This window comes from Pseudoalteromonas sp. SR43-3, from assembly GCF_014163875.1.
In the GTDB taxonomy this organism is placed as follows: Bacteria; Pseudomonadota; Gammaproteobacteria; order Enterobacterales; family Alteromonadaceae; genus Pseudoalteromonas; species Pseudoalteromonas distincta.
In genome coordinates this window covers 300,766-312,754 of the sequence record NZ_JACJEC010000003.1, presented here as the reverse complement: position 1 = coordinate 312,754, position 11,989 = coordinate 300,766, and the positions used below count along the sequence as shown (strand labels likewise).

At 39.7% G+C, this 11,989-nt stretch carries 12 protein-coding genes; 6 read left to right on the top strand and 6 right to left on the bottom strand.

Going from position 1 to position 11,989, the window contains the following annotated elements; translation table 11 throughout:
• Positions 1-3: 3 nt before the first annotated feature.
• From H5088_RS05935 to H5088_RS05925, 3 genes are all read left to right on the top strand, one after another.
• Positions 4-354, top strand: coding sequence for a DUF2750 domain-containing protein (locus H5088_RS05935; RefSeq protein WP_002958007.1), 351 nt, complete (start codon positions 4-6; stop codon positions 352-354).
• A 99-nt stretch (positions 355-453) separates the two neighbouring features.
• Entirely contained in the window at positions 454-1,134 is a 681-nt protein-coding gene (locus H5088_RS05930; protein WP_182752427.1) for a hypothetical protein, read from the top strand.
• A gap of 148 nt (positions 1,135-1,282) precedes the next feature.
• Positions 1,283-3,856: a M1 family metallopeptidase gene (locus tag H5088_RS05925; protein WP_058154160.1), complete on the top strand. Its 2,574-nt coding sequence runs from the start codon at positions 1,283-1,285 to the stop codon at positions 3,854-3,856.
• An 82-nt stretch (positions 3,857-3,938) separates the two neighbouring features.
• On the opposite strand, the gene H5088_RS05920 is transcribed toward H5088_RS05925, so the two are convergent.
• Together H5088_RS05920 and H5088_RS05915 are read right to left on the bottom strand one after the other, a co-directional pair.
• Positions 3,939-4,304 carry a hypothetical protein gene (locus H5088_RS05920; RefSeq protein WP_007376965.1) on the bottom strand — a complete coding sequence of 122 codons (366 nt, stop codon included), beginning with the start codon at positions 4,302-4,304 and terminating at the stop codon, positions 3,939-3,941.
• A 75-nt stretch (positions 4,305-4,379) separates the two neighbouring features.
• A complete protein-coding gene (locus H5088_RS05915; protein ID WP_058154159.1) occupies positions 4,380-5,255 on the bottom strand; it encodes a hypothetical protein in 876 nt (291 codons plus the stop codon).
• A 157-nt stretch (positions 5,256-5,412) separates the two neighbouring features.
• Between H5088_RS05915 and H5088_RS05910 the strand changes: the two genes are divergently transcribed.
• The 3 genes from H5088_RS05910 (at position 5,413) to yjjG (ending at position 7,609) form a co-directional block, all read left to right on the top strand.
• Positions 5,413-6,312, top strand: coding sequence for a phosphoribulokinase (locus H5088_RS05910; protein ID WP_182752426.1), 900 nt, complete (start codon positions 5,413-5,415; stop codon positions 6,310-6,312).
• A 63-nt stretch (positions 6,313-6,375) separates the two neighbouring features.
• On the top strand, positions 6,376-6,921 hold the full coding sequence (gene yjjX, locus H5088_RS05905; protein WP_100218333.1) for an inosine/xanthosine triphosphatase: 546 nt from the start codon (positions 6,376-6,378) through the stop codon (positions 6,919-6,921).
• A 13-nt stretch (positions 6,922-6,934) separates the two neighbouring features.
• Positions 6,935-7,609 carry a pyrimidine 5'-nucleotidase gene (gene yjjG, locus H5088_RS05900; RefSeq protein WP_182711439.1) on the top strand — a complete coding sequence of 225 codons (675 nt, stop codon included), beginning with the start codon at positions 6,935-6,937 and terminating at the stop codon, positions 7,607-7,609.
• Between the two features lie 81 nt (positions 7,610-7,690).
• On the opposite strand, the gene lpxC is transcribed toward yjjG, so the two are convergent.
• The 4 genes from lpxC to H5088_RS05880 all read right to left on the bottom strand — a co-directional run bounded on the left by lpxC (position 7,691) and on the right by H5088_RS05880 (position 11,989).
• Positions 7,691-8,602: a UDP-3-O-acyl-N-acetylglucosamine deacetylase gene (lpxC, locus tag H5088_RS05895; RefSeq protein WP_002957999.1), complete on the bottom strand. Its 912-nt coding sequence runs from the start codon at positions 8,600-8,602 to the stop codon at positions 7,691-7,693.
• 106 nt (positions 8,603-8,708) lie between these two features.
• Entirely contained in the window at positions 8,709-9,953 is a 1,245-nt protein-coding gene (gene ftsZ, locus H5088_RS05890; protein WP_058154155.1) for a cell division protein FtsZ, read from the bottom strand.
• A 21-nt stretch (positions 9,954-9,974) separates the two neighbouring features.
• Positions 9,975-11,207, bottom strand: a complete 1,233-nt coding sequence (gene ftsA / locus H5088_RS05885) for a cell division protein FtsA (protein ID WP_007582937.1) — start codon at positions 11,205-11,207, stop codon at positions 9,975-9,977.
• Positions 11,204-11,989, bottom strand: a complete 786-nt coding sequence (locus tag H5088_RS05880) for a cell division protein FtsQ/DivIB (RefSeq protein ID WP_182723920.1) — start codon at positions 11,987-11,989, stop codon at positions 11,204-11,206. Before H5088_RS05880 ends, ftsA begins: the two co-directional genes overlap by 4 nt.

Here is an 11,989-nt window from a genome sequence, read left to right as displayed (position 1 = left end):
CACATGAGCGATATCGAAATTGAATCACAACTAGTTAACTTTGTAGAAAAAGTACGTGTTAGCGAAGTAATTTGGGCACTTGGTGCAGAAGATAATGGCTTTGTAGTGTGCGATTCTAACCAATTTGACGAAACTGACGTACTACTGCTTTGGGAAAGTGAAGAAGCAGCTAAAGCGCAATGTAAAGAAGAGTGGAAAGACTACAGCCCTGTAGAAATAAATCTTGATGAATTTTTAGATGCATGGGTTGAAGATTTAAATGAAGATAACGCACTTGTTGGCATTAACTGGAATGATGACCAAGTATGTACAGAGATTGAACCTACTGGTTTAGCTCGCGCATTAAGTGAATAATACTTTATACGCTTTATATTAAGAGCGGATAAAACCCGACTAGCATCTACTGCTAGTTGGGTATAAAATAAAACACATCATTATTTTCAAGGTATTACGTTGAAAACCCATCTTGGTCGCCGGCCCTTTTCAGCCATGGAACTGCACACTCTTTATAATGGATATATATACGGTGATTTTAAAGTTGCACGTGAGCAACCAAAACACTGGCATTTTTGGCTTCCTCTAATTGCATATTACAGTGGTGCATATAGCGATGAAATTGGCTATCTAACGCTTGATGATCTGTCTCTTGAAAAAGATGTCTTATGTTTTAATTTTCATACTCACGGTAAGATAAAACCTCGCTTAGTTCCAGTGCATCAGGCACTTATAGATGCCGGGTTTAATGAATATTTAGCATTCATAAAATCACAAAATCAACAACGATTAATGTTCGACTTACCCGCTAAAACTGGCAGATACAGTGAAAAAGTCCGTATTTGGTTTTCAGGTGAAGGTGAGCGAGCCGGCTATTTACAAAAGTGTGATATACCAAACGTTGATCAACTCGGTATGAAAACAGCCATAAGCAGTCTTCGTCTTAACTTTGAGCAACAAGTGCGTATACATGCTCTGCAAGCCAACTCTAAAGACGCCTTTAATTATCTCATGGGATTTAACGAATACCCACATAATGAATTTAAGGACGTGCTTTTATTAAATAACGTGATCCAAAAAATACGTATTATTAACTCACACCTGCATTGGCATCGTTTTATAAGACGCGAAAGCCACTGACAAACTTTGTTACTATTTCCCCTTAAAGTCATCGTTATAATCAATTACTCTATTAAAAAAAACTGTTAGGATATCTAACCCCCTAATAATATGAGCATAAAAAAGCCTATTTAGGGTAGTTTCTAACAACAACAATCTAGGGATCACTATGTTTCTTAAAAGCCTCTTAACAGTGAGCGTTGCTTTGGCAATGGGTGCTGCAAACGCTAACGAATTCGTTATTGAAAAACTCGCAAAACCAAGTTCACAACAGGTATCGTTAACACTCGATCCGAGCCAAGATACATTCACAGGGATGACTGAGATTTCCCTAGAAGTACTAAAACCAACAAAATACATTGAATTAAATGGCGTAGCTTACGCTGTTAAAATGGCGCAACTGCTTGGCGACGAAAACTGTGACTTAAACAACGAAATGCTTAAAACAGGTAAAGTTAAATTTAGCTGTGATGAGCAAATTCAACCAGGTAAATACACCCTTAAAGTTGATTTTTCAGCGCCATATAACCGTCAAAGTGTTGGTTTATACAAAACGTTAGACCAAGGCACACCTTACTTATTTACTCAATTTGAAATGAGTGATGCACGCCGTGCATTTCCTGTTTTTGATGAGCCAAGTTACAAAATTCCATTTCAGTTAACGATTACCGCGCCTACATCACAAAAAGTATATTCAAATACGCCTGAGCTTAAAACAACGGTTGATGGCGATATGACCACACACTTTTTTGATAAAACGCCGCCAATTCCTTCATACTTAGTCGCGATGGCTGTTGGCCCATTTGAAGAATTAGATATTAAAGGCATGCCAATTCCTGGTCGTGTAATTACCCCTCAAGGTAAAATTCACTTAGCCCAATACGCAAAAGAAAACATGCCAAAAGTACTGGGCGCACTTGAAGCGTATTTTGGTATTCCTTACGTTTACAAAAAATTAGACTCAGTAGCGGTACCAGAGTTTCCATTTGGCGCAATGGAAAATTCAGGCTTAGTAACCTACCGAGAAGATATTTTATTAGTTGATTTAGCTGCAGCAACACGCAGTAAAAAACAGCGTAATGTATCAATTATTGCTCATGAACTTGCTCACCAATGGTACGGTAATTTAGTAACCATGAAATGGTGGAACGACTTATGGTTAAACGAAGCATTTGCTAGCTGGATGGCTGCAAAAATTACTAAACAGCTTAACCCTGAGTTTGAATCGCACTTAGACCTGCCACAAAACAACGTAATGGCACTTGATGCACGCCTAAGCACCAAGCCTATTCGTAAGCCAATTAAAACTGAAGCCGACATTATGGACGGTTTAGGTCTTGCTTACAGTAAAGGCAGCTCAGTACTTGCTATGGTTGAAAACTGGATTGGCGAAGATGCATTTCAAAAAGGTATTCAAAGCTACTTAAAAGAGTTTTCATATAAAAATGCTGAAGCGGCCGACTTATGGGAAGCACTTGGTAAAGCGTCAAATAAAGACGTAGCGAGTGTTTTAAAATCGTTTATTGAGCAATCTTCTTTCCCACTAGTTAAAGTAACTCAACAAGGTAGCAAAGTAACTATTTCACAAAGCCGCTTTGTAAACGCAGGCGTTGATGCGCCAGAGCAGTTATGGAATGTACCGGTGGCAATTAAATATGGTGCTGGCGATAAAGTGAAAACAGCAAACGTATTACTTAATAAACAAAGCCAAACACTAGATTTAGACTTTGAACCAGAGTGGATTTATCCCGACCAAGGTGCATTAGGCTACTACCGCTGGGTAATGGATGATGCACAATTTAGCGCACTTGTTAAAAAGGCGCCAAGCGTACTGAGTGACCGTGAACGCTTAGCGTTACTATCTGCTACTGATGCGCTACTTGATGCTGGTGTTATATCTGCTGCTAAGTTAATGCAAACACTTGAAGTGTTCGTAAGCGATAGCCACCCTCGCGTAGCAAATACCGCACTAGGTTACTTAGTGTCGCAACAGCGCACTTTTAAAGACGATAGCAATAAAGACCTATGGCCTGAATTTATTCGCGGTGCAGTAACGCCTGCTGCTAAAAAATATGGTTTAGAAGCAAAAGCGGGTGAAGATGGTGCTATTGCACAACTTCGTGCAGCCGTTGTATCACGCTTAGGTTTTGATGGTGAAGATCAAAACGTCATCAATAAAGCCAAAGAACAAACGCAGGTTTATTTAAATGATCCACAAAAGGTAGACCCATACTTAGCGGGTACGTACTTAACTCTTGCTGCTTTTCATGGTGACAAAGCGCTGCTTGATCAATTCATGACAACGTTTAAAACGACTAAAGATCCGCAAGTACGCACAAACATGCTTGCAGCTATGGGCTTTTTTGGTAAACCTGAGTTACAAAAAGCGGTATTAGCTTATAGCTTAACGGATGAAGTAACGGCATCTGACATGCGTACTATTTTGTCAGGTCAAAGTTACACAGATGAGCGCCAAGCATTATTTATTGATTGGGTTTACAGTAACTACGATAAAGTAACAGCAAGCTTACCGCCGTTCTTTATACCTAACTTGCCGTACTTTACAACTGCAAGCTGTGATGCAGAAAGTTTAGCGACAACAAAAACCTTCTTTAACGAAAAAGTAGCTGATGTAGCTGGTTACGCTCGTACATTAAGTAAGCTTGAAGAAAGCACAAACGATTGTATCGCGCTTAAAACACGTGAACTTGAATCGGTTAATAGCTTTTTAAAAAGTAAGTAATTATTAGGTTTATTGAGCTATAAAAATACAAAAGCCGCTGAAAATAAATTCAGCGGCTTTTTACGTTTATATTTTTGCTTTATTAATTACCAATAATCATAGTTAGCTTGGCTATAAAATCTTTGGCAGCTTGCTCAGAATTTATTTTAAACGCAACACCGTAGTGAATAGGTTGAGCGCTTTTAAAAATGCGCGTAGGAAAGCGTGTCATCTCACTGCTATGGAAGTACCCTTGCGCACGCGTCACGCCATCAATATCATTAAAATCATCGCTAAACACTTCAAATGCTGGGCGAATTACTATTTTACCCTTGCCGCTTTCGCTGTGGGTATAAAATGCTTCTTTAGAGTTTACTAACATGTACTCTGCAATATTTTTAATCTTAAAATTACTTCTGCACTGTAATTTAATGAGCTGTTCTGTCAGCTCGTCTGCACTATAAGCCACGTGTAATCCCTATTAGTTAATTTGCGTATTAGATTAACGCATACACACAATAAAATCTGAATTTATTTGTCTGCTTCACTTTGTTATATCACATACAAAAGCGAGTTTTTCATTGTTGTAACTCATTCTTGTTATATTTGTTTCGCAGTAGGTGCTTAAATTAAGCCATTGCGATACTTCATCACTTCCATCAAGTTTACGCTGATAAACGCGGTTTTTAATAGCATAAGCAATGGTCGCATTATCTTTTAAAATAAAATCTTGAACTTGAGCCGGTAACCTTAATAGGTCTTCAACTTGTTTATCTTGTGGATTAAAACTCGCTAAAATGTGTTGCTCGTTTTTAGTGTAACTAAATAAAAATGCAGCCATTGAGTTGTTATAAATAAGCGTTCGGCCAATATTACTGGCAGCTATTTCCCCCTTCGCTTGTGCAACAGAAGTATATTGAAGCGTGTGAGGCTTTCCTAAAATAAACATCACTAAATCATTTTGGACACCCCATGCATGGTATCCAACAGGTTCAATCCAATCAAAAATACGACGTGGCGCATCTTCATTTTTGAGTGGGTATTGCCACAATTTTTGCTTACCGTCAGCTTCTACAACAATCGCTGATATCGCATCACCACTTGGCATAACTGTTGGTGAGTATTCGCTTACGGGTGAGTTAGTTATATTGGTAACTTTTTTTGACGTGAAATCATAATAAGCAATATCAGTTTGGCTTTGCCCTTTATTAATTACTTCATGAGTAAAGTATAAACCTGTACTTGTTAAGTGCGGTTGGTTGTTATAACTATTTTTATCGCTCACAATACTAACTTGTACCCCGAAAGGTGTATTTAAATCAGCAAGTAATACTTGGCTTTTTGGCATGCTAGCCTGCACCACTATTGGGCTCAGCGCTGCTATAGAAAATAATCCAAGTAATGGTTTAATAAGTTTCATGCTTTCTCTCGTTTTAATTTTAAGCACCTCATGATAACGTTATTTGCTGATGGCGTCACTTGAGCTAAGTCAGTCAACTCTTAAGATACCCAAACGACTTAAAATAATGTTAAGTTTAGTCTGGTTATAAAACCTGGTCCTAAAAAAGAGAATTAACATGTCAGCTAAAAATCCTATTATTGCGATTACGGGTTCATCTGGTGCGGGTACAACCACCACAACGAATGCAATTAAACATATTTTCCGTAGCCTTAATATTCAAGCGGCTTTTGTCGAAGGAGATAGCTTTCATCGTTACACTCGCCCCGAAATGGATAAAAAAGTTCGAGAAGCACAACAAGAAGGTAAACATATTAGTTACTTTGGCCGAGAGGCCAATGACTTTGGCGCTTTAAAAACGCTGTTCGAAAACTATAGCCAAACAGGTCAAGGAAAGTTACGCCGCTACTTACATACCTTTGATGAAGCCGTTCCGTACAATCAATTACCAGGTACATTTACACCTTGGCAAGATCTTGACCATAATACTGACATTTTGTTTTATGAAGGGTTACACGGTGGTGTAGTTGATCAAGATGTAGACGTTGCAAAGCATGTCGATTTATTAATAGGCATGGTTCCAATTATTAACCTTGAATGGATTCAAAAATTAATACGCGATACATCCGAACGAGGCCATTCTCGCGAAGCGGTTATGGGCTCTATTGTGCGCAGTATGGATGACTATATAAATCATATTACCCCGCAGTTTTCTCGTACCCATATTAATTTTCAACGCGTACCGACCGTTGATACATCAAACCCATTTAGCGCCAAAGATATTCCATCTCTTGATGAAAGCTTTGTAGTTATTCGCTTTAGGGGTATTGATGATGTTGATTTTCCTTATTATTTACGGATGATCGAAGGCAGTTTTATGTCTCGTATTAATACGCTTGTAGTACCAGGGGGCAAAATGGGCTTAGCTATGGAGCTGGTTCTTACTCCACTTATTAAAGATATTATTTTGAAAAAGCGTGCACTGGAAAACTTAGCACCTTTGGATATACCTATTTAACTCTTCTTCTAAGATTGAGCTCTCTCACGTACACTGCTGATTTTAGTAACAATAAGGGACATTGTGTTGTACTCATTAAAAATTATTGTGGGTTCTAAAAACCCTGTAAAAATTAACGCTGCTAAACATATTTTTGCAATGTATTTCCCTGAACATGAAATTGATTGCCAAGGTGTTGATGCTCCATCCAATGTGCCAGATCAACCTATTGGCGAAGAAGAAACACGTGTTGGCGCACAAAACCGTGTTAATTATTGCAAAGAGCATTACCAAGCTCACTACTACGTGGCAATGGAAGGCGGTGCAGAGCAATTTAGCTATGGTGCAGCAACCTTTGCTTACGTTGTTATTGATAATGCCTTAAATCAGGTTGTAGGGCGCAGCAGCAACCTCCCCTTGCCTCAAGTGCTTTATAACGCATTACTTAATGGCGAAGAGCTTGGCGATGTAATGGACAAAGCATTTAATACCACCAACGTTAAACAAAAAGGGGGCGCTATTGGGTTACTTACAAACAATCATGCCACGCGCGAAAGCACCTATACACAAGCACTCACTTTAGCTATGGCGCCCTTTCTACACGTAGATCTCTACAGCCAAACAAATTAATTTAGGAAGTTTAATGAAATACAACTATGTATTGTTTGATGCAGACGAAACCTTATTTAGGTTTGATATTTTAGCGGGCATGACTCGCATGTTTAAAGCTTACAACGTAGATTTTAGCCAAGACGACTATATTCATTATCAAAAAACCAATAAGCAGCTGTGGGTTGATTATCAAAATGGCACTATTAGCGCAGATTACTTACAAGTAACACGCTTTAATGAATGGGCTTCAAAACTTAATGTGCCCGCAAAAGAGCTAAACGATGCTTTTTTAGATGCTATGGCGCAAATTTGCGAGCCATTACCTGGTGCTATTGAGCTTTTAAATAAACTTAAGCCAAATGCTCGATTAGGTATTATTACTAACGGATTTGCCCGCTTACAAACCGTACGCCTTGAGCATACTGGCTTAAAAGATATGTTTGAATGGTTAGTAATATCTGAACTTGTGGGTATAGCAAAACCAAATAAAGCGATTTTTGAGCACACATTTGAGCTAATGGGTAACCCAGATAAAAGCGAGATACTTATGGTGGGTGATACTGCTGCAAGTGACATACTTGGCGGCAACAATGCAGGTATTGATACTTGCTGGTTACAACACCCTGGTGAGCAATTAGCCGATGGAATAAAACCAACCTATACAGTAACTCATTTAAATCAGTTACAAGCTCTTTTAGAGTTATAATAGAGTAAATTTTACGCAAAAAAAATGACGCTAATTAGCGTCATTTTTTATAACTGTTTGTGAGCTGTTCTTTTACTGCTTTTAGGCTGGAGCTAACTCAAGACCGGGTGCAGGCATCGTCACAGGCGTTTCAAATGTTGCCCACTCCCATGCTGACTCTGTAGCCATAATTTTACGTAGTAATTTATTATTTAAATCATGACCCGATTTAAATGCAGTTACTTTACCCAAAAGGTTATGACCTGTCATAAACATGTCACCAACACAGTCTAATATCTTGTGCTTAACAAACTCATCGCTATAACGTAAGCCATTAGGATTTAAAACTTTGAATTCATCAAGTACCACAGCACTATCCATGCTACCACCTAGCGCTAGGTTGTTTGCATGCATGTATTCAATATCTTTCATAAATCCAAAAGTACGCGCACGGCTAATTTCTTCAATAAAGCTTTGCGTTGTTATATCCAACCCAATACGTTGGCGACTTTCATTGATAGCTGGGTGGTTAAATGCAATCTCAAAGTCGATATGAAAACCATCATATGGTTCAACTTCAGCCCACTTACCATCTTCTTCAATGCGTACTTTTTCTTTAATACGGATAAAGCGTTTAGCAACGTTTTGTTCTTCAATTCCGCCTTTTTGTAACAGATATATGAATGGTAATGCACTACCATCCATAATCGGTACTTCTGAGCTGTCCAATTCTACAATTAGATTATCAATGCCCATTGCAGCAACAGCTGCAATAAGATGCTCAGTAGTTGATAAGCGAACACCATCTTTGTTAATTAAACAGGTACACAACTGCGTATCACCAACGGCTTCAGGTGTTGTTTCAAAATCAACAACCGGATCAAGGTCGACACGACGAAATACAATCCCAGTATTTGCGCTCGCAGGTCGGAGAGTTATTGTGACCTTCTCACCTTTATGAAGTCCAATTCCTATGGCTTTGACTACTTGTGCAATCGTACGCTGTTTAATCATAGGTATGCTCACTTTTAAATCAGTTACAGTTAGACGGCGGAGTTTAACATAAATCCTTTTGCCTTTCAATATTTGTACATATTTCAAACAAAAGTATTATTAAATGTTAATCTGCCTGCTTACGTAAAAAAGCGGGAATATCAAAATAATCACCACCTTCTGATTTATCTGCTTTTTTACTATTTTGCGCTGAAGAACTTGAACTACTTGAACTCGTTGAAGGCGCTTTCTCTTTACTTTGCGCTTGCTCTTTAGTCGTGTTTTCTTCAGCGTTTGTATCTTGGCTTGCAAAGCTTGGCACGTACATGCTGCTCGTTTGGTTTGATGTGCTTGCAACATCAGAACCTGATGCTTTTTTAAAGCCGTTATCAACAATACCAAACTGTGGACGGCGATCGCCGCCTAAACCAGTTGCAACAACCGTTACACGTAGCTCATCAGTCATCTCTGGGTCGATTACCGCACCAACAACAACCGTTGCGTTTTCTGACGCAAGTGCTTTAACGTGATTACCAACAATTTCAAATTCTTCAATCGCAATGTCCATACCAGCGGTAATATTAACTAAGATACCTTTAGCACCTGTTAAATCAACGTCTTCTAGTAGTGGGCTTGAGATAGCGGCTTCTGCAGCTTCTTGTGCACGATCAGGACCTGACGCAGACGCCGTTCCCATCATTGCAGTACCCATTGCAGACATTACTGTTCTAACATCGGCGAAATCCACGTTAATTAAACCAGAACGTGTAATTAGCTCTGCTATACCTTGTACCGCACCAAATAATACGTCATTAGCTTTAGCGAAGGCATCTAGAAGTGTAGTCCCTTTCCCTAAAACTTTAAGCAATTTATTGTTAGGAATTGTAATAAGTGAATCTACAATTTCTGACAATTCATTAATGCCTTGTTCAGCGGCTGCTGCACGTTTTTTACCTTCAAAATCAAAAGGACGTGTTACAACTGCAACGGTTAAAATACCGAGTTCTTTAGCAATTTTAGCAACTACCGGTGCTGCACCAGTACCTGTACCACCGCCCATACCGGCTGCAATAAATACCATATCGGCGCCTTCAAGGCTGGCACGAATTGTATCTGCATCTTCTTCAGCCGACTTACGGCCTACTTCAGGGTTTGCGCCCGCACCTAACCCAGAGGTTATTTGCGTGCCTAGTTGAACTGTAATATCGGCAGCAGAGTTACGTAATGCTTGCGCATCCGTATTAGCGGCTATAAAACGCACGCCTTCTATTTGTTGTTTTACCATGTGCTCAACAGCGTTACCGCCACCACCGCCCACGCCGATTACTTTTATTACAGCTTCTTCGCTGTGTTGTTCCATTATATCAAACATGTTTACTCTCCGACTTGAGTCTTAAAACTCGCCTTGGAACCATTTAGTAATGCGGTTCCACCAATTATTGTTATCCTCTGCTTTCGACTTTTGTGCATTCATCGATTGCATGGTACGCCCGTATTGTAACAAACCAACAGCGGTTGCGTACGAAGGATCATCTACATAGTCTGTCAAACCAACCATCCCGATTGGTTTGCCTATTCTTACTGGCATTTGGAAGATGTCTTCTGCCACTTCCATAGCGCCAGTCATTTTAGCAGTTCCGCCTGTTATAACGAGACCTGCCGCAATTTGGTCTTCTAAGCCTGAACGACGAATTTCTTCCATCGCAAGCTCAAATAATTCTCTAAAACGAGGCTCTACCACCTCAGATAATGTATGGCGCGACATCAACCTTGCTGGTCGCCCGCCTACACTTGGTACTTCAATTGTGTCTTCGCTACTTGCCATTTGGCTACTAGCACATGCGTATTGTACTTTGAGTGACTCTGCATGTGATATAGGTGTGCGAAATATTTTTGCAATATCACCAGTAACTTGGTTACCCGCTACAGGTATAACGGCAGAGTGACGAAGTGCGCCATTAATATAAATGGTGATATCCATAGTACCGCCACCAATATCAAGTACTGCAACACCTAGCTCTTTTTCGTCATCTGTTAGTACAGAATAGCAAGACGCAAGGGCAGTAAAGATAAGTTGATCGACTTCAAGACCACAGCGCTCTACACATTTTTCGATATTTTTTGCCATGTCGTTTGAGCACGTAATGATATGTGCACGCGCTTCCATACGAACGCCGCTCATGCCTAGTGGGTTTTTAATGCCCTCTTGCATATCAATGCTGTATTCTTGTGGCAATGCATGTAGCATTTTACGCTCTGCTGAAATAGGCACAGAACGCGCAATATGTATTACGTTTTCAATGTCTTCGTCAGTGACTTCGGTGTTATTAATTGCCACCACACCACTTTCGTTTTGACACTGTATATGTTTGCCAGAAATACCCAAATACACAGAGCTTATACGACAATCAGCCATTAACTCGGCCTCGTCTATTGCTCGTCGAATAGACTCAGACACTAAGTTTAAATCGTTAACGCCGCCTTTATCCATACCATGAGATACTTGGCTGCCCACACCAACAATGCTGAGCTTGTTATCTGCGGTGATTTCACCTACCGTGGCAACCACTTTCGAGGTGCCAACGTCTAATCCTATTACTAGGTTTCTTTCTGCTGACTTAGTCATGCCTTACTCTTATTTTGTAATTGTTCTTCTTGCATTGGCTTAAAGCTTACTGCAAGGCCGGTATCATACCGTAAATCGATTGTATCTACTTGTGCATCTGCACGTTGTTCCATTCGTGGATAAACGTCTATAAAACGTTGTACACGCTTGGCTTTATCTTTACGCCCTAAATTTAAGCGAATTCCGTTATCTAGCCAAAGTTGCCACGAAAAACGCTCCGATAATGCCAAACTTGTTAATGTTAAACCATTAACTCTGAGCATTTCATCAAATTGCTTAAAAGCAACCCACGCCTCTTCTTCGCTACCTTCTGGGCCATATAACTGCGGTAAGTTATCATCTAACTTATCGCTGCTGGCTTGAAATGCTTGGCCACTTTGGTTGAGCAACAAGTCGCTATTCCAGTGAGCAACTACTTCATGTTCAACTACATACACCTGTATAGTATCAGGCCATTGTTTACGTACCGAAGCGGTAGCAACCCAAGGCAAGTCTTGAACTAGCTGCTGCACGTGCTTAACATCAAGTTCAAAAAAACTACTTAAATCGGCTTTTTTAATTGCTTTTATAATTGCCGTTTCATCTGTGTATTTGGGATGCCCTTGCACTGTAAGGTGCTTAATTTGAGCATCTTTATTTTCAACTAACCAATCAGATACACCTGTGGTTATTTGTACTAAGCCTATAACCACAATCAGAAAAAAACTCACTCCAAAAATCAGCGACCAATTAAAGTTAAGTTGCTGTTTTAGTTGTTGAGCTTTTTCTAAAAGGGGATGCAT